Source organism: Streptomyces coryli, from assembly GCF_011044975.1.
Taxonomy (GTDB): domain Bacteria; phylum Actinomycetota; class Actinomycetes; order Streptomycetales; family Streptomycetaceae; genus Streptomyces; species Streptomyces coryli.
This window is the reverse complement of record NZ_JAAKZV010000023.1, coordinates 39302-57495: the sequence shown is the minus strand read 5'-3', so window position 1 is coordinate 57495 and position 18194 is coordinate 39302. Positions and strand designations below refer to the sequence as shown.

General features: G+C 70.8%; 14 protein-coding genes and 1 tRNA gene. 8 read left to right on the top strand and 7 right to left on the bottom strand.

Annotated elements, in window-relative coordinates; genetic code table 11:
• Nucleotides 1-760 (bottom strand): helix-turn-helix domain-containing protein (locus G5C51_RS08470; protein WP_165234292.1); only part of this gene is annotated, 760 nt, incomplete at its 3' end.
• Nucleotides 761-852: 92 nt separating this feature from the next.
• Here G5C51_RS08470 and G5C51_RS08465 point away from each other — a divergent pair.
• Both G5C51_RS08465 and G5C51_RS08460 read left to right on the top strand, forming a co-directional pair.
• Nucleotides 853-5073 (top strand): S8 family serine peptidase, encoded by a 4221-nt coding sequence (locus G5C51_RS08465; RefSeq protein WP_165234289.1) that lies wholly within the window; start codon nt 853-855, stop codon nt 5071-5073.
• A gap of 218 nt (nt 5074-5291) precedes the next feature.
• A complete protein-coding gene (locus G5C51_RS08460; protein ID WP_165234286.1) occupies nt 5292-6422 on the top strand; it encodes a nitric oxide synthase oxygenase in 1131 nt (376 codons plus the stop codon).
• On the opposite strand, the gene G5C51_RS08455 is transcribed toward G5C51_RS08460, so the two are convergent.
• Nucleotides 6419-7066 carry a M23 family metallopeptidase gene (locus G5C51_RS08455; protein ID WP_165234283.1) on the bottom strand — a complete coding sequence of 216 codons (648 nt, stop codon included), beginning with the start codon at nt 7064-7066 and terminating at the stop codon, nt 6419-6421. The two genes, G5C51_RS08460 and G5C51_RS08455, sit on opposite strands and share 4 nt — an antisense overlap.
• Nucleotides 7067-7173: 107 nt before the next feature.
• A tRNA-Leu gene (locus tag G5C51_RS08450) sits at nt 7174-7257 on the bottom strand.
• A 349-nt stretch (nt 7258-7606) separates the two neighbouring features.
• On the opposite strand from G5C51_RS08450, the gene G5C51_RS08445 reads away from it, so the two are divergent.
• The 6 genes from G5C51_RS08445 (at nt 7607) to pknB (ending at nt 15379) form a co-directional block, all read left to right on the top strand.
• Nucleotides 7607-8419, top strand: coding sequence for an FhaA domain-containing protein (locus G5C51_RS08445; RefSeq protein WP_165234280.1), 813 nt, complete (start codon nt 7607-7609; stop codon nt 8417-8419).
• A gap of 10 nt (nt 8420-8429) precedes the next feature.
• Complete coding sequence (locus G5C51_RS08440; protein WP_165234277.1) at nt 8430-8930, top strand: FHA domain-containing protein FhaB/FipA; 501 nt, start codon at nt 8430-8432, stop codon at nt 8928-8930.
• A 28-nt stretch (nt 8931-8958) separates the two neighbouring features.
• Entirely contained in the window at nt 8959-10359 is a 1401-nt protein-coding gene (locus G5C51_RS08435; protein WP_165234274.1) for a Stp1/IreP family PP2C-type Ser/Thr phosphatase, read from the top strand.
• 22 nt (nt 10360-10381) lie between these two features.
• Nucleotides 10382-11782 carry an FtsW/RodA/SpoVE family cell cycle protein gene (locus tag G5C51_RS08430; RefSeq protein WP_165234271.1) on the top strand — a complete coding sequence of 467 codons (1401 nt, stop codon included), beginning with the start codon at nt 10382-10384 and terminating at the stop codon, nt 11780-11782.
• Nucleotides 11779-13236, top strand: a complete 1458-nt coding sequence (locus G5C51_RS08425; protein WP_165234268.1) for a peptidoglycan D,D-transpeptidase FtsI family protein — start codon at nt 11779-11781, stop codon at nt 13234-13236. Before G5C51_RS08430 ends, G5C51_RS08425 begins: the two co-directional genes overlap by 4 nt.
• Nucleotides 13237-13420: 184 nt before the next feature.
• Nucleotides 13421-15379, top strand: coding sequence for a Stk1 family PASTA domain-containing Ser/Thr kinase (gene pknB, locus G5C51_RS08420; protein WP_165234265.1), 1959 nt, complete (start codon nt 13421-13423; stop codon nt 15377-15379).
• 76 nt (nt 15380-15455) lie between these two features.
• Here pknB and G5C51_RS08415 read toward each other — a convergent pair whose 3' ends face one another.
• The 4 genes from G5C51_RS08415 to G5C51_RS08400 form a co-directional block, all read right to left on the bottom strand.
• Nucleotides 15456-16121 (bottom strand): class E sortase, encoded by a 666-nt coding sequence (locus tag G5C51_RS08415; protein ID WP_420824791.1) that lies wholly within the window; start codon nt 16119-16121, stop codon nt 15456-15458.
• 92 nt (nt 16122-16213) lie between these two features.
• On the bottom strand, nt 16214-17008 hold the full coding sequence (locus tag G5C51_RS42900; protein WP_420824790.1) for a class E sortase: 795 nt from the start codon (nt 17006-17008) through the stop codon (nt 16214-16216).
• A 351-nt stretch (nt 17009-17359) separates the two neighbouring features.
• Nucleotides 17360-17998: an aminodeoxychorismate/anthranilate synthase component II gene (locus G5C51_RS08405; protein ID WP_165234256.1), complete on the bottom strand. Its 639-nt coding sequence runs from the start codon at nt 17996-17998 to the stop codon at nt 17360-17362.
• Nucleotides 17995-18186 carry a hypothetical protein gene (locus tag G5C51_RS08400; protein ID WP_165234253.1) on the bottom strand — a complete coding sequence of 64 codons (192 nt, stop codon included), beginning with the start codon at nt 18184-18186 and terminating at the stop codon, nt 17995-17997. Before G5C51_RS08400 ends, G5C51_RS08405 begins: the two co-directional genes overlap by 4 nt.
• Nucleotides 18187-18194: the final 8 nt, after the last annotated feature.

The window sequence follows — 18194 nt, the reverse complement described above, 5'->3', positions numbered from 1 at the left end:
TCAGACCCCCCAGCGGCGCCCCCTGCCGCCACGCCAGCTCCCAATAATCGATCAGCGCATCCAGCAGCGCCGACGGCCGGATCAGCGCCGCCCGTACGTCCGTCAGGTCCAGCTCCAGCGACAGCGGCATCAACGCCAGCTGGTCGTCCGCGATCGCCAGCTTCACCCGCAAACCCGGCAGCACCCGCGCCTCCTCGCCCCGCGCCACCAGTGAGCGGATGTCGTCCAGCACACCCGGCCACTCCAGCGCCTCCGGGGCATAGACCGCGCGATACCGCACACCCCGCCTCAGCGCGCTGGCCTCCACCGGGTTCGCCGTCGTCAGTGCGTACGGTGGCCGGTCCAGGGTGCGGACCTCGCCCCGGGCCTCCTGCTGCAGCCGTACGAACCAGCGCCCCAGCGCCTCGCGCCCCGTGACGAACTCGACCTCCTCCGTCAGCCCGCCGCTGTGCGCCGCGTCGAAGACCCGCGACAGCTCCGCCGCCGCCTGCCGGACCCGGTCCAGCTCGCCCGCCCGTGCCCGTACCAGCGCCTCCACCGCCGCCTGCGGCTCGATCGCGGCGTACCGGCGCCGGGCCCCCGCCAGCCGCCCGACCAGGCCCGCGTCGTGCAGCCGGGACAGCGCGCGGGCGGCGCGGTCCGCCGAGCAGTCGAGTTCGTCGGCCAGTTCCGCGGGAGCGGCGCTGTTGCGGGCCAGCACCGCGCGGTAAACCGCCTCGTCAAAGGGGTCTATGCCCACCGCAGCCAGATCACCGGTCACAGCGGCCGATCCTGGCCCACCCGTGCCAGCGGCAGCAATGGGCCACCGGGAATCGTTGCCTGGCCTTGTCCATGCCAATTAGGAACTTCGGCATGGACCCTTCGCATCGCAGACCTCTGACGTACGGGCTCACCACAGCCGTACTGGCGGCCCTGCTCGGCGCCCCGGCCGTCGCCGCCCCGCAACCCGGGGCCGCCGACGCGGGCGGCAAGCAGCGCGTCATCGTCGAACTCACCGGCGACGCCGCCCTCAAGTCCGCACCGGGCGCGCCCCAGGACGCCCGCGCCGCCGACGTGAAGGCCGAGCGGCGCAAGGTCACCGCCGATCAGAGCGACCTCCTCGACGCGGCCGCGGACAAGGGAGTCGAGCCCAAGGCTGTACGCAAGCTCGGTCTCCTCCTCAACGCCGTCGCGATGACGGTCCCTTCGGCCGGTGACGTGGCGAAGCTGCGTGCCCTGCCCGGCGTGAAGTCCGTCCGCCCCGACACCCGCATACGGGTCCAGGACACCGACGCGCAGCAGCTCACCGGCGTCCCCGAGGTCTGGAAGCGGGATGCCCCCGACGGGTCGAAGGCCACCGGCAAGGGCACCACCGTCGCCGTCGTCGACTCCGGCATCGACTACACCCACCCCGACCTCGGCGGCGGTTTCGGCGAGGGCCACAAGGTGGTCGCGGGCCACGACTTCGTCAACAACGACGGCGACCCGATGGACGACAACCGGCACGGCACCCACGTCGCCGGCATCATCGCCGGAAAGGCGGCCGAAGGGAGCGACGCGGACAAGGGCGTCACCGGCGCCGCCCCGGACGCCCAACTCACCGCGTACAAAGCCATGGACGCCGACGGCTACGGCGACACCTCCGCCGTCATCGCCGGCATCGAGGCCGCCGCCGACCCGGCCAACCCGCACCGCGCCGACGTCATCAACCTCAGCGTCGGCGGCCCGGGCGACGGCACCGACCCGCTCGGCAAAGCCGCCGCCGCGGCCGTCGACGCGGGCGTCGTCGTGGTCGCCGCCGCCGGCAACCAGGGCCCGGGCCCGTACACCGTCGGCAGCCCGGCCGCCGCCCGCGGCGTCATCGCCGTCGGCGCCTCGACCAGCGGCATCCGCGTCCCCGAGCTGCGCTACGCGGGCGAGAAGCTGGACACGTACCGCGGCGTGGCCTCCGCGAACCCGCCCGCCGGAACGGTCAGCGGCAAGGTCGTCAGCATCGGCGCCGGCAGCCCGGAGGAGTGGGAGCAAGCGGGCGATGTGCGCGGCAAGTTCGTCCTGTACGCCTTCCCGCCGGCCACCTCGCCCGAGGGCCTGTCCGGCGAGGACCAGACCGTCTACCAGGAAGCCGAGAAGCGCGGCGCCCACGCGCTGATCGGCGGCGCGGGCGGAGGCGGCGGCCCGGTGACCGCCGAGGAGCCCGACACGAAGCACGAGAGCGTCCGCATCCCCGCCGACTCCGCCACCCAGGGCTCCGGCGACGACTACCGCATGGACCGCCTCCCGGTCCTCGGCGTCGACCGCTTCCAGGGCCAGGACCTGGCCGCCATGGCCGGTACGGACCAGCAGCTGACCCTCTCCGGCCGAGACTCCACCGACGAGATCGCCTCCTTCTCCTCCCGTGGCCCGGACTACGGCCTCGGCATGAAGCCCGACATCGTCGCCCCCGGCGTGGAGATACGCAGCGCCGTCCCCAAGTCGATCTACCGGACCGGGATCCAGCGCCTCTCCGGCACCTCCATGGCCTCCCCCCTCGTCGCCGCCTCGGCCGCGCTGCTGCACCAGCTGCACCCCGACCGCAAGGCGACCGACCTCTCCGCGGCCCTGATCGGCTCCGCGAAGCAGCTCAAGGACACCGACCGCCTCGCCCAGGGCGCCGGCCGCCTCGACGTCCCGGCGGCCGCCGACGCCGCGCTCACCGCGGCCCCCGCCACCGTCTCCTTCCGGCTGCCGCACATGGACGGCCGCACGGTCTCCGGCGAGCAGACGGTCACCCTCCACAACCCGGGCGACAAGACGGTCACCGGCCGCACCTCGGTATCCGGCAAGGGCGCGACCGTCTCCCCGCGTACGGTCGCGGTCCCCGCCCACGGCACCACCCAGGTCCGGCTGCGGATACGGACCGAGCGCCCGGAGGGCAGCACCGTCCACTTCTCCGGCGCGGTCACCGTCGACCCGGCGGGCGACAAGACGCCCGGCCTCACGGTCCCGTACCTCCTCGACTCCGCCCCGCTGTACATCGACGCCACCCCGGACCCGACCCACGGCCCCACGGACGTCTACGTCTACAGCCCGACCGCCCTCAAGTCCCCGCCCACCCTGACCATCGACCCGCCGCACGCCCGCCCGTACACGACGCCGACCAAGACCACCGGCGACCCGCACTACTACCTCGCCGCCGACCTCAAGGGCGAGCGCGCGGGCACGTACCGCATCACCGCCCGGGCCACCACGGACACCGGCATGCGCCAGTACGGCGAGAGCGGCTTCGAGGTCGCCGCGCCCGCCCCGCCCGGCGACGGCGGCGAGTGGCAGCCCATCGGCCCCAACAGCTCCTCCGGCGAGCTCACTCCGGCCCCGTCCGCCGACAAGCAGGCGGTGATCAGCCAGTACGGCGTGGCCGGCGGCTGGCTCACCACCGACGGCGGCGAGAGCTGGAAGCAGCAGAGCCACACCCCGTTCATGGGCGTGGGCGTGAAGGACTCGTCCTTCGTCATCGACAAGGACAACCCGAAGCGCTGGTGGTCCACCGTCGCCGCGTCCAACTGGACCGTGCGCTCCGGCGGCATCATGCGCACCGACGACAACGGCCGCACCTGGCAGCGCCTGAACACCCCCGACGCCGACTACTCGGACCTCGTCGCCGACCGCGACACGAAGGTGCTGGTGGCGCAGGCCGACGGCGCCCTGCACGTCAGCCGGGACGCCGGCGAGACCTGGGCGGCCGAGGACGTCGGACTCCCGGGCGACGTCGCCGACATCGCCTTCGGTGGCGACGATCTCTATTTCTGGTCCGGCCAGAGCGCCTGGGTCGTACGCGGCATGTCCGGCGCCTCCCCGCAGCCCGCCGAGAGGATCTACACCGCCGACAGCTCCTCCCGGCTCAGCGGCTTCGACGCCGACGACGGCCTGGTGGCCGTGAAGGTGCAGGGCAAGTCCGGCGGCGTGCACATCAGCGCGGACGGCGGCCGCACCTGGGCGCACCGCCCCGGCAACGGCTGGGGCCTGCTGAAGGTCGCCGACGGCGGCATCCACTACGACAAGCTCAGCGGCGGCGCCGAGCTCAGCACGGACGCCGGCAAGACCTGGACCACGGTCCCCAAGCCGAGCAGCAACGCGGTCGTCTTCGACTACGACCGCTGGAACGGCTCGTACACGGTCACCGCCTCACCCGGCAGCTACCGCCCGGCCGGCGACGGCTTCGACCGCCTCGGCGTCCAGGGCGAGAGCGTCCCGGCCCTCGCAGCCACCGGCGGCGGGCTGCTCGCGGCCACGGCCTCCGGTACGTACCGCACCGACCTGCCCGCCCGCAGCCCGGAGTGGGGCGCGGCCGAGTACGAGGGCACCACCGGCGCCGCGGTGTCGGAGCTGGCGGCGTACCCGAAGGACCCGAAGATCGTCTGGCGGACCCTGGAGGGCATCGGCGGCCTGCTGCTGCAGCGCAGCGACGACGCCGGCCGGACCTGGCAGGACCGGGGCCGGCTCGACGGCCGGGCAACCTCGCTGCTGGTCGACCCGGACGACCCGGACCAGGTGGCGGTCGGCTACACCCGCCCCGACGCCGTCGGCATCTACACCACCACGGACGGCGGCGACCACTGGAAGTCCCGCCACCACAACGACTACATCCAGGCCCTGGAGGCGGACCCCGACGACCCCGGCCGTATCTGGGTCGGCGGCCTGAACGGGCTGTACTACTCGGACGACTTCGGCGCCACCCTGCACAAGCGGTCGGACACCGAGGTTACGACGATCGGCTTCGCCGGCGACCGCATGATCATCGGCGGCAACGGGCTGCGCTACAGCACCGACCGCGGCCGCACCCTGCACAAGGCGGAGACCGGCGGCCTGCGCGTCCAGGCCGCCGACCTCATCCGGGCGGACGGCGCCTGGTACGCCGCGACGACCCACCGCTGGGTGCCGGGCGAGCCGCCGCACGACGGCCGCGGGGTGCTGCGCTCGACGGACGGCGGCCGGACCTGGCACAACGTCTCCGCCGGCCTGCAGAACACCAACGTGCTGTCGCTGGCCACCGACGGCCGCTCGCTGTACGCGGGCACCGAATTCGGCGGCGTCCACCGGATGCCGCTGGCGGACTGACCGCAGGCCGGGCACGGACCGGGTGGCGGCCGTCGAGGGATCGGCCGCCACCCCCTCCCCACCCGGCCCGGGAGCAACCGCCTCCGGCACATTCACTCCGCATACGACGGTGGATCTATTCACCTGCCGGGTAAGCCACTTCGCATCGAGCTGAACGGCTCCGCGGGCCGCTCGTCGGGAGCCGGCCCGCGGACCGTCACCCGGCCAGGGGGTGCGCCGTGCAACCGACGACCGCCGTACGACCCGCGGACGCCGAACTCACCGAGCAGGCCGAGGACTTCCTGCTCCAGTACGCCGCGGAGGAGGAGGCCGCCGCCGGGCCCGGGGACCGCCTCGCCGCGATCCGGGCGGAGATCGCGGCCACCGGCACGTACACCCACACCGCCGCCGAGCTGGCCTACGGCGCCCGCCTCGCCTGGCGGAACAGCAACCGCTGCATCGGCCGCCTGTACTGGCGCTCACTGCGCGTCCGCGACCGCCGCCACGTCAACGAGCCGGCCCGCGTCGCACTGGAGTGCGCGGCCCACCTCCGCGAGGCCACCAACGGCGGCCGCATCCGCCCGCTGATCACGGTCTTCGCCCCGGACCGCCCCGGCCGCCCGGGCCCGCGAATCCGCAACGAGCAGCTGATCCGCTACGCCGGCTACGGCCCGGGCCACGGCGACCCTTCCCCAAGCTCTCGGCTTCGCTCGAGCAGGGGAGACCCCATGAACGCCGGCATCACCGCCACCGCCCTCGCCCTCGGCTGGCAGGGCGGCGCGGGCACCGACTTCGACGTACTCCCCCTGGTCATCGAGTCGCCCCCGCGACTGCCCCGCTGCTACGAGCTTCCGCCGGACGCCGTACTCGAGGTCTCCATCACCCACCCCGACCTGCCGGACTTCCCGGCCCTGCGCTGGCACGCCGTCCCCGCCATCTCCTCCATGTGCCTGGAGATCGGCGGCCTCTGCTACCCGGCGGCCCCCTTCAACGGCTGGTACATGGGCACCGAGATCGGCGCCCGCAACCTCGCCGACGCCGACCGCTACAACCTGCTCCCGGTCATCGCCGCCCACCTCGGCCTGGACACCACCACCCACCGCTCCCTGTGGAAGGACCGCGCCCTGGTCGAACTCAACCGCGCCGTCCTGCACTCCTTCGACCGCGCCGGCGTCACGATCACCGACCACCACACCGAGTCCGAACGCTTCCTCGCCCACATCGAGCGCGAGGCCCGCCGCGGCCGCGCGACCAGCGCCGACTGGTCCTGGATCGTGCCGCCACTGTCCGGCTCCGCGACGCCGGTCTTCCACCGCTACTACGACACGACGGAACGGACCCCGGCCTATGTGCACCACCGCCAGGGCTAGCCCTGCGGCAGCTTCAGCCGCTGCCCGGCGCTGATCGCATCGGGGTTCGCGATCCCGTTGAGCCGGGCGATCTCCAGATACCGCCGGGCGGCCCCCAGCTTGGCGAGCGCGATGCCGGAGAGGGTGTCCCCGGCCTTGACGGTGTAGGTGGCGGGCCGCTTGGCGGGCGCCTTCTTAGCGGCGACCTTCCTGGCCGTGGCCTTCTTGGCGGTGACCTTCTTGGCAGCCGTCTTACGGGCCGTGCTCCGCTTCGCCCGCGCGACCCCGTGCCCGGCGAGGTACGCCATGGGATCCGTATGCCCGTGATAGCGATTGGCCGTCCGCGCCTCGAAGTGCAGATGCGGCCCGGTGACGTTCCCGGTGGCCCCGGAGAGCCCCAGCTGCGTACCGCCGCCGACGGCCTGGCCGCTGCCGACCCCGAGCTGGCTCATATGCGCGTACAGCGTGAACAGCCCGTCCGCCATCTTCAGCACGACATAGTTCCCGTACGCGTTGTCCCACCCGGCCGTCACCACGGTCCCGGGCCCGACCGCCTTCACCGGCGTCCCCGTAGGCACCCCGAAGTCCACCCCGGTGTGAAACCCGGCCGCCCAGGCCCCGGGCTTCCGGTACTTCGCCGTGACCCGCCCCTTATCAACCGGCATGACCCACTTCGTCGTACTCACAGGTCCTTCCTACCCGGGACCCGGCCCCTCCGCATGTCCGGACAACGCAAAGACCCCCGGTCCGAGGACCGGGGGTCTTGCCTGTGTGCGCGAGGGGGGAGTTGAACCCCCACGCCCTTTCGGGCACTGGAACCTGAATCCAGCGCGTCTGCCTATTCCGCCACCCGCGCATTGGGTGTGTCGCTCGGCTGTGCGCCTGGCGACATCAAGAAGATTAGCACGGTGCCGGGGGTGGAATCACATCCGTTTGGCCAGGCCCCGACCGGGGAGGACCTCAGGCGCGGGAGCACAGGGACCACAGCGCCCCACGGGTGCGGGACACTGGACGTACGCGCCTTTACCATCCCAGTGGGACTGTGGCCGGGCGGTGTGAGAGGGATGACACCTACCTGGCGGGCGGGAGCAGGGAACCACCTGATTCCCCCGCGCGTGGATACGATCAGTAGCCAGTACGAGGAACAGTACGAACAGGACGTTCGAAGACCGGGAGCCGAAGGTCTCGACGGAAGGAGGTGCCCCGTGGGAGTACTGAAGAAGTTTGAGCAGCGGCTCGAGGGTCTCGTGAACGGCACCTTCGCCAAGGTGTTCAAGTCCGAGGTGCAGCCGGTCGAGATCGCAGGAGCGCTGCAGCGCGAGTGCGACAACAACGCCACCATCTGGAACCGCGAGCGCACCGTCGTCCCCAACGACTTCATCGTCGAGCTGTCGGCGCCCGACTACGACCGCCTCGCCCCGTACTCCGGCCAGCTCGGCCAGGAGCTCGCGAGCATGGTCAGGGACTACGCCCAGCAGCAGCGCTACACCTTCATGGGGCCGATAAAGGTTCACCTGGAGAAGGCCGAGGACCTCGACACCGGCCTGTACCGGGTGCGCAGCCGCACCTTGGCGGGCAGCCACTCCCAGGCCCCGCAGGCCCAGCAGGCAGGAGCCGCGCCCCGCGGCGGCGGTTACGGCGGCTACGGGGCGGGCGCCCCGGCACAGCCCCAGCAGCCGCCCGCGATGCCCTCCGCGCCCCCGCCGGGCGGCGGCCGCGGGGCCCCCGCCGGGCAGGCCCGCCGCTGGGTCGAGATCAATGGCGTTCGTCACCAGATCGCCGGGAACTCGCTCGTTCTCGGCCGCTCCACCGAGGCCGACGTACGCATCGATGACCCCGGAGTTTCCCGGCGGCACTGCGAAATCCGCGCTTCCGACGGCGGCGCCGCGGTGCAGGACCTCGGATCCACAAACGGCATCGTGGTGGACGGGCAGCACACCACCCGCGCTACGCTCCGCGACGGCTCCCGCATCGTCGTGGGGAGCACCACCGTCATTTACCGGCAAGCCGAAGGGTGAAGAGCAGCCGATGTCAGAGCTGACCCTCACGGTCATGCGGCTGGGGTTCCTCGCCGTACTGTGGCTGTTCGTCATCGTGGCCGTCCAGGTCATCCGCAGCGACCTGTTCGGCACCCGGGTGACCCAGCGGGCCGGCCGCGCCCAGCCGCGCCAGGCACCGCAGCAGGCCGCCCAGCAGGCGCCGCAGCGCGACCGCGGCCGCCGCGCCTCGCGGGGTGCGCCCACCAAGCTCGTCATCACCGAGGGCTCGCTCACGGGTACGACCGTCAGCCTCCAGGGGCAGACCATCACCCTCGGACGGGCACATGATTCGACGATCGTGCTGGACGACGACTACGCGTCCTCGCGGCATGCCAGGATCTATCCGGACCAGAGCGGCCGCTGGATCGTCGAGGACCTCGGGTCCACGAACGGCACGTATCTCGACCGGACCCGACTGACGACCCCGCAGCCGCTGGCGCCGGGCACGCCGATCAGAATCGGCAAGACCGTCATCGAGCTGCGGAAGTAAGACTGACCATGACCGGAGGGTGGGCACCATGCGGATGTACCCGGAGCCGACGGGCGAGGTGCGCATGAGCCTTTCCCTGCGCTTTGCGGCCGGATCCCACGACGGCATGATCCGCGAGCACAACGAGGACTCGGGATACGCCGGACCGCGACTGCTCGCGGTCGCCGACGGCATGGGCGGACAGGCGGCCGGCGAGGTCGCCTCGTCCGAGGTGATCTCCACGATCGTCCAGCTCGACGAGGACATCCCGGGCTCCGACATCCTGACGTCCCTCGGCACCGCCGTGGAGCGGGCGAACGACCAGCTCCGCGACATGGTCGAGGAGGACCCGCAGCTCGAGGGCATGGGCACCACGCTCACCGCCCTGCTGTGGACCGGACAGCGGCTCGGGCTCGTGCACGTAGGCGACTCGCGGGCTTATCTGCTGCGCGACGGGCAGCTGACCCAGATCACGCAGGACCACACCTGGGTGCAGCGCCTTGTCGACGAGGGCCGGATTACGGAGGAAGAGGCCACCACGCACCCGCAGCGGTCGCTGCTGATGCGGGCCCTCGGCTCCGGCGACCACGTCGAGCCGGACCTGTCCATCCGCGAGGTGCGGGCCGGCGACCGTTATCTGATCTGCTCCGACGGGCTCTCGTCCGTCGTGACCGACCAGACCATCGAGGACACCCTCGCCAGCTACCAGGGCCCGCACGAGACCGTGCAGGAGCTGATCCAGCTCGCGCTGCGCGGCGGCGGCCCCGACAACATCACGGTGATCATCGCCGACGTCGTCGACGTCGACGACAACGACACCCTCGCCGGGCAGCTCAACGACACCCCGGTCGTCGTGGGCGCCGTCGCCGAGAACCAGCAGCAGCTGCAGGAGGGCCCGTCCACCCCTGCGGCCCGCGCCAGCCAGCTCGGCCGCCCGGTCCCGCCGCAGGGCGGCGGCTTCGGCCCGCCGGCCCCCGGTGAGGCCGATCCGTACGGGCTGGGCTACAACGACGAGGACTTCGTCAAGCCACCGGCGCGCTACAAGTGGCTCAAGCGCGGGCTGATCATCGCGGTGATCGCGGGCGGGCTCGGCTTCGGCGCGTACAAGGGCTACGAGTGGACCCAGGACCAGTACTACGTGGGCGCCAACGGCAAGCATGTGGCGGTCTACCAGGGCCTGGACCAGAAGCTCGCCTGGATCAACCTGTCGGACGTCTCCGAGGACCACCCCGACATCGAACTCAAGTACCTGCCGACCTATCAGCAGAAGCAGGTCGAGGACGCCATCACCGTCGGCGACCTCACCCAGGCCCAGGAGAAGGTCAGCGACCTCGGCAAGCAGGCCGAGGTCTGCAAGATCCTCGCGGAGCACGCCCGCAGCGAGGACAAGAAGGGCCCCGAGCTGACCGATGAGCAGCAGAAGCTCGCCGGGCAGTGCCCGAAGTCTTGACCCCGGAGGGCCCAGTCCACTTATGAGCAGCAGCACACATACATCCACCATCAGCTCCGGCTCCCTGCCCAGCAGGCGGAACACCGAGCTGCTGATGCTGATCTTCGCCGTCGCGATCCCGATCTTCGCGTACATCAACGTCGGCCTCGCCAAAGAGGGAACCGTTCCGGCAGGCGTCTTCGGATACGCCGCCGGGCTCGGCTGCCTCGCCGCGGTCGCGCACCTGGTGGTGCGGAAGTTCGCGCCGTACGCCGACCCGCTGATGCTGCCGCTGGCCACGCTGCTCAACGGCATGGGCCTGGTGCTGATGTGGCGCCTGGACCTGGAGCCGTCGCTGGGCTCCACCAAGGCCGCCCCGACCCAGCTGATGTGGTCCACGCTCGGCCTGGCGCTCTTCGTCGCCGTGCTGGTCTTCCTGAAGGACCACCGCGTGCTCCAGCGCTACACGTACATCTCCATGATGGTGGCGCTGGTGCTGCTGATCATGCCGATCGTCCCTGGCATCGGGCACTCGGTCTACGGCGCGCGCATCTGGATCCAGATCCCGGGTGTCGGCACCCTGCAGCCCGGTGAGTTCGCGAAGATCGTCATCGCGATCTTCTTCGCCGGGTATCTGATGGTCAAGCGCGACGCCCTGGCGCTCGCCTCCCGCCGCTTCATGGGGCTTTACCTCCCCCGCGGCCGCGACCTCGGCCCGATCCTCGTCATCTGGGCGATGTCCCTGATGATCCTGGTCTTCGAGACCGATCTCGGCACCTCGCTGCTGTTCTTCGGCCTCTTCGTGATCATGCTGTACGTCGCCACCGAGCGGACCAGCTGGATCGTCTTCGGTCTCACCCTCGCCATCGTCGGCGCGGTCGTCGTCGGCTCCTTCGAGCCGCATGTGCACAGCCGCGTCGAGGACTGGCTCGACCCGATGAAGACCGTCCGCGAGACCGGCAACGCCGACCAGCCCGCCCAGGCCATGTGGGCCTTCGGCTCCGGCGGCGTCCTCGGTTCGGGCCTCGGCCAGGGCTTCTCCCGGCTCATCGGCTTCGCCGCCAAGAGCGACTACATCTTCGCCACCATCGGCGAGGAGCTCGGCCTGGCCGGCTCCATGGCGATCATCCTGGTCTACGGGCTCCTCGTGCAGCGCGGCATCCGCACCGCACTCGCCGCCCGCGACCCGTTCGGCAAGCTCCTCGCCGTCGGCCTCGCCGGCGCCCTCGGGCTGCAGGTCTTCGTCGTCATCGGCGGCGTTACGGGCCTCATCCCGCTCACCGGCCAGGCCCTGCCGTTCATCGCACAGGGCGGCTCCTCCGTCATCGCCAACTGGGCACTCGTCGCGATCCTCCTCAGAATCAGCGACACCGCCCGCAGACCGGCCCCTGCCCCGGCCCCGTCCCCCGACGCCGAGATGACCCAGGTGGTCCGTACCTCATGAACAAGCCTCTCCGCCGAGTAGCCATTTTCTGCGGCCTGCTGGTCATGGCGCTGCTGGTCCGCGTCAACTGGGTCCAGTTCGTCCAGGCCGACGAGCTGCGTACGGACGACAAGAACCGCCGGGTCTCCATCGAGCGCTACAGCCAGCCGCGCGGCAACATCATCGTCGACGGCAAGCCGATCACCGGCTCGACGAAGACCACCGACAGCGACTTCGAGTACAAGCGCACGTACACCGACGGCCCGATGTGGTCGCCCGTCACCGGCTACGCCTCCCAGGCCTTCGGCGCCAACCAGCTGGAGAAGCTCAACGACGGCATCCTCACCGGCACCGACGACCGGCTGTTCTTCAACCGCACCATCGACATGCTGACCGGCAAGGACCAGCAGGGCGGCGACGTCGTCACCTCGCTGGACGCCAAGGCGCAGAAGGCCGCCTTCGAGGGCCTCGGCAACCGCAAGGGCGCCGTCGTCGCCCTCGACCCGTCCACCGGCGCCATCAAGGCGCTGGCGTCGACGCCGTCCTACGACCCGTCCGAGTTCTCCGGAAACTCCGAGAAGGACTCCGAGCGCTGGACGAAGCTCAACAAGGACAAGGACAAGCCGATGCTGAACCGGGCGCTGAAGGAGAGCTACCCGCCCGGCTCGACCTTCAAGGTCGTCACGTCGGCGGCGGCGCTGGAGAGCGGCAAGATCGACGACATCAACGCGAAGACGAACTCCCCTGACCCGTTCAAGCTGCCGCTGTCCAGCGACACCCTCGGCAACGACGGCAACCACCCGTGCGAGAACGCCAGCCTCAAGGTCGCGCTCCAGTGGTCCTGCAACACGGTCTACGCCAATCTGAGCAACCAGATCGGCAACGAGGAGATGCGGAACTACGCCGCGAAGTTCGGCTTCAACGATGCCGAGGTCGACACCCCGGTGCGTGCCGCCGAGAGCCTCTACCCGGAGATGGACAAGCCGCAGAACGCCATGGGCGGCATCGGCCAGGCGTCCGTCACCGCCACCCCGCTGCAGATGGCCATGGTCGCCTCGTCCGTCGCCAACGACGGCAAGCTGATGAAGCCGTACATGGTCGAGGAGCTGCGCGCCCCGAACCTCAACGTGGTCGAGCAGGCGGACCCGGAGGAGTACGGCGAGCCGATGTCCGAGGACCACGCCCGCGACCTGCAGGACATGATGGAGAACGTGGTCTCCGCCGGCACCGGCACCAACGCCCGGATCCCGGGCATGACGGTCGGTGGCAAGACCGGTACCGCCCAGCACGGCGAGAACAACAAGCTGAACCCGTACGCCTGGTTCATCTCCTACGCCAAGGACTCCGACGGCAAGAAGGTCGCCGTAGCAGTCGTCATCGAATCGGACCAGGCAGCCAACCGCGACGACATCTCCGGCGGCGGCCTGGCCGCCCCCATCGCCAAGAGCGTGATGCAGGCGGTCCTGGGCAAGTAGGTTTCTGGCTGGGTACCCGGGCGGTCTGTCATGGTCTTGGAACAGCGCCATACCGGTCGGATATCGGCGGTGGCCGATGTTCCGGGGGCGCCATCCACGGCGGGTACGGTATGCCGAGCAGCAGACTGCCATCAGGCCGGAGCGAGCCGCGGCCGCGCAAGAGTCAGAGGCTGGAGAGAGAGCTATGGATGAGCCGCGTCGCCTAGGCGGCCGGTACGAGCTGGGCCAGGTGCTCGGCCGCGGCGGCATGGCCGAGGTCTACCTCGCCCACGACACCCGCCTGGGACGTACCGTGGCCGTGAAGACGCTGCGCGCCGACATGGCCCGCGACCCGTCCTTCCAGGCCCGCTTCCGCCGCGAGGCCCAGTCCGCGGCCTCGCTGAACCACCCGGCCATCGTCGCTGTCTACGACACCGGCGAGGACTACATCGACGGCGTCTCCATCCCGTACATCGTGATGGAGTACGTGGACGGCTCGACCCTCAGAGAGCTGCTGCACTCCGGCCGCAAGCTGCTGCCCGAGCGCGCCATGGAGATGACCACCGGCATCCTGCAGGCGCTGGAGTACTCCCACCGCAACGGCATCGTGCACCGCGACATCAAGCCGGCGAACGTCATGCTGACGCGCACCGGCCAGGTCAAGGTGATGGACTTCGGCATCGCCCGCGCGATGGGCGACGCCGGCGTCACGATGACGCAGACCGCGGCGGTCATCGGCACCGCGCAGTATCTGTCGCCCGAGCAGGCCAAGGGCGAGCAGGTCGACGCCCGGTCCGACCTGTACTCCACCGGCTGCCTGATCTACGAGCTGCTGACCAACCGGCCGCCGTTCGTCGGCGACTCCCCGGTGGCGGTGGCGTATCAGCACGTCCGCGAGGAAGCGCAGCCGCCCAGCGTCTACGACCCGGAGATCACTCCGGAAATGGACGCCATCGTGATGAAGGCGCTGACCAAGGACCCGGACTACCGCTACCAGTCCGCCGACGAGATGCGCGCCGACATCGACGCCTGCCTCGACGGCGCCCCGGTCGCGGCGGCCACGGCCGCCATGGGCGCGGTCGGCTACGGCGGCGACCACCCCACCCAGGCGATGTCCCCGCAGGGCGGCTACGGCGACCGCACCTCGATGCTGCCGCCGACCCGCGACGACGACGGCGGCATGGGCTACGAGGGCCGCGCGTCCCGGCGCCAGCCGCCGCCGAAGCGCGGCGGCGGTCTTTCGACGCTGCTGCTGGTGCTGGCGGGCATCCTGGTGCTGGTCGGCGCGATCTTCATCGGCAAGTCGCTGTTCGGCGGGGATACCCCGACGGACGGCAAGGTGTCGGTCCCGAACGTGGAGGGCATGAACCGCGCCGGCGCCAAGGCCGAGCTCGACAAGGCCGAGCTCGACATGAACGCCAAGAACGGCACCTGCGACAAGGCCGACGTCAACAAGGTCACCAAGCAGAGCCCGGCCTCCGGCACCGAGGTGAAGAAGGGCGACGAGGTCATCGTCACCGTCTGCACCGGCACCAAGGAGATCGTCGTCCCGAGCGTGATGGGCCAGGACTTCGAGACGGCCAAGGAGACCCTAGAGGACGAGGGCTTCAAGGTCGAGAAGAAGACCGGTGCGGCCTCCGACACCCCGGGCCAGGTGACCGCCCAGAACCCGACCGGCAACAGCAAGGCCCCCGACGGCGCGACCATCACGCTCACCGTCTCCACCGAGCAGAAGATGGTCGATGTGCCGGACGTCACCGGCGACGACGCCCCGGCCGCGAAGAAGGAGCTGGAGGAAGCCGGCTTCACCGTCACGACCAAGGACGAAGAGTCGGCCGAGGACGTCGAGAACTCCGTCATCCGGCAGAACCCCGCGGGCGGCCAGCAGGCCAAGGAGGGCGCCACGGTCACCATCGTGATCGCCCGCCCGCCGCAGGACACCACGGTCCCCGACGTCTCCGGCAAGACCCTCTCCGAAGCCCGGCAGATCCTCACCGGCGCCGGCCTGAAGGTGAAGGTCCAGGGCCCGACCGAGGGCAACTCGATGGTGGTCACCACCAACCCGGCGCCGAACAGCGCGATCAAGAAGAACCAGGTGGTCACCGTCGTGACCTCACCGGGCGGCGGCGACGGCGGGGAGGACGACGGCGGGATCTTCCCGTAGCGCCGTAGCGGAGAAGACGCAGTGAGGGGCCGCCCGGATCCGGGCGGCCCCTCAGTCGTTCTCGCTGCTGCCGGCTCTAGCGCAGCTCCCGCGGCGGCGTGCGGTCCTCGTCCACCTTCTCCGTACGGACCAGCTCGCCCCACACGATGAAGCGGTGCTTCGACGTGTACATCGGGGTGCAGGTCGTCAGGGTGATGTAGCGCCCCGCCTTGTCCTTGCCCGAGCCCTTGGGGATGTCCTCGATGACGCCGGTGTTGTAGCGCGAGGTCTCCGGAAGCGTGCCGAAGACCTTGTAGACGTACCACTTGTCCTTGGTCTCGAAGACGACCGGGTCGCCGTCCTCGATCTTGTGGATGTTGTGGAACTTGGCGCCGTGGCCGTCGCGGTGCGCGGCCAGCGAGAAGTTGCCCTTGTCGTCCCAGGGAAGCGCGGACTTGACCGGCTTGGTGTAGTAGCCGGCGATCCCGTCGTTGAGCTCCTTGGGGTTGGTGCCCTTCTTGACCAGGATGTCCTTGCCGCTCATCGACGGTACGTGCAGGAAGCCGATGCCGTCCTTGGTGTCCAGGGCGCCGGGGCCGCTGGGCTTGTCGGCCCAGTTCTCGCGCAGCTTGTCGCCCTGCTTGCCCGCCTCGCGGTCGGCCTGGACGTTGGTCCACCACAGCGAGTACGCGACGAAGAGGCCAAGGAGCACGCCGGCGGTGATCAGCAGCTCGCCGAAGAGGCCGACCGCCGTCGCGAGCACCCCGCGGCCGCGGCGCTTCGGCGCCCGGTGGCCGCCACCGGCGCCGCTGCCCGTCTCCTGCTCGTACTCCGTCGCCGTCACGCGTTGGTCCCTCATTTCACCAGCGCATCCGGCTTGCCCTTGCTGCGCGGACGCTCCTCCACCATCTTGCCCCACACGATCAGCCGGTACTTGCTGGTGAATTCCGGCGTGCAGGTGGTCAGCGTCACGTACCGGCCCGGCTTGGTGAAGCCGGAGTCGTCCGGAACGGGATTGATCACTCCCGTATTTGACGGCGACGTGGACGGGAGGGTGCTGGCGACCTTGTAGACGTAGAACTTGTCCTTCGTCTCTACGACAACCGGGTCACCGGGATCGAGCTTGTTGATGTACCGGAACGGCTCGCCGTGGGTGTTGCGGTGCCCGGCCACCGCGAAGTTGCCCTTCTTGTCCCAGGGCATCGCGGTCTTCAGCGGCGTCTTGTCGTAGTGGCCGACCATGCCGCGGTCGAGGACCTTGTGCTTGTCGATCCCCTCGGCGATCGGCACCTTCACATCGAGCTTCGGGATGTACATGATCGCGAAGCCCTCGCCGGGCTCGAAGCTCCCCGCCTTGCGGTCGGGATCGCCGCCGCCCTGCTCCCACTGCTTCTGCAGCCGGTCGCTCTCGCCGCCGGCCTGCTTGCCGGCGAGCACGTTGGTCCACCACAGCTGATACGCGACGAAGAGCAGCATCAGCACGCCGATGGTGATGAAGGCCTCGCCTATGACGTGGCTGGCGACGGCGCTGCGCCGCTGCTTGGCCTTGCGGGTGGCCGCCTTCCGCCGAGCGGCCCGGCCGCCGGCTCCGGTACGGGCGGGGGCGGGGGCGGGCTCTTCTTCGACGGGTTCGGGTCCGAGGTCGACCACGGCGCCCGCGAGGGCGGCCTCGTCGACGACGGGAATCGGGGCGGTCGAGGTGTAACCGCTGCCCTCGGCGTACGAGGTGGGGGCGGAACCACGCCGACGTCGCGGCGGTCGGGGCCGGCCCGGCAGCCTCCGGAGCCGTCCCGCCGCCGTGCGGCCCGGGCAGCGGGTCGCTGAGCGGGTCCGCGAGGTGCTCCACCGCCTGCTCCAGCGCGCCCGTGTCCGGGAAGCCGCGGTGGGCCGAGTCGCCGCCGTCCGCGCCGGCTCGGGGGCCCGGCACATCGCGCTGCACCCGGTAGCGCGGATCCGCCTCCGGGGCTCGCGGGTCGGCAGGGTGCTCGGGTCGCACCTCGGTCACCCGGCCGCCTTGCCCACCACCGGGGCCAGGCCCGCCGAACGGGCCACCGCGGCGGTGTCGCCGCACTCCTCGAGCCAGTTGGCCAGCATCAGATGGCCCCACTCGCTGAGCACCGACTCGGGGTGGAACTGCACGCCCTCCACCGGCAGATCACGGTGCCGCAGCCCCATGATGATGCCGTCCTCGGTCCGCGCGGTGACCTGCAGCTCGTCGGGGACGGTGGCCGGGTCCACGGCGAGCGAGTGGTAGCGCGTGGCCGTAAAAGGAGACGGCAGGCCACGGAAGACGCCCGCGCCCTCGTGCTCGACCAGCGACGTCTTGCCGTGCAGCAGCTCCGGCGCGCGGCCGACCACGCCGCCGTACGCGACCGCCATCGACTGCAGGCCGAGGCAGACGCCGAAGACCGGCACCCCGGCGGCGGCGCAGTGGCGCACCATGTCCACGCAGACGCCCGCCTGCTCCGGCGTCCCGGGACCCGGCGACAGCAGCACACCGTCGAAGCCGTCGTCGGCATGCCGCGGCGCCACCTCGTCGTTGCGCAGCACCTCGCACTCGGCGCCCAGCTGGTACAGGTACTGGACCAGGTTGAAGACAAAGCTGTCGTAGTTGTCGACGACCAGAATGCGGGCGCTCATCGCGGGACACCTCCGGTAGCGGCGCCCATCCCCTCGTCCACCGTCACGTTGTTGAACGGAAGCAGCGGCTCCGCCCACGGGAAGATGTACTGGAAGAGCAGATAGACCACGCCGAGAACGAGCGCCAGCGAGATGATCGCGCGCACAAATGCGTTGCCCGGCAGATGACGCCAGATCCAGCCGTACATGCGCCCCT

Coding starts and splice junctions, on each gene's coding strand:
- G5C51_RS08465 (WP_165234289.1), top strand. CDS start 853: ATGGACCCTTCGCATCGCAGACCTCTGACGTACGGGCTCACCACAGCC.
- G5C51_RS08455 (WP_165234283.1), bottom strand. CDS start 7,066: ATGCCGGTTGATAAGGGGCGGGTCACGGCGAAGTACCGGAAGCCCGGG.
- G5C51_RS08440 (WP_165234277.1), top strand. CDS start 8,430: ATGTCAGAGCTGACCCTCACGGTCATGCGGCTGGGGTTCCTCGCCGTA.
- G5C51_RS08435 (WP_165234274.1), top strand. CDS start 8,959: ATGCGGATGTACCCGGAGCCGACGGGCGAGGTGCGCATGAGCCTTTCC.
- G5C51_RS08430 (WP_165234271.1), top strand. CDS start 10,382: ATGAGCAGCAGCACACATACATCCACCATCAGCTCCGGCTCCCTGCCC.
- G5C51_RS08425 (WP_165234268.1), top strand. CDS start 11,779: ATGAACAAGCCTCTCCGCCGAGTAGCCATTTTCTGCGGCCTGCTGGTC.
- pknB (WP_165234265.1), top strand. CDS start 13,421: ATGGATGAGCCGCGTCGCCTAGGCGGCCGGTACGAGCTGGGCCAGGTG.
- G5C51_RS08405 (WP_165234256.1), bottom strand. CDS start 17,998: ATGAGCGCCCGCATTCTGGTCGTCGACAACTACGACAGCTTTGTCTTC.
- G5C51_RS08400 (WP_165234253.1), bottom strand. CDS start 18,186: ATGTACGGCTGGATCTGGCGTCATCTGCCGGGCAACGCATTTGTGCGC.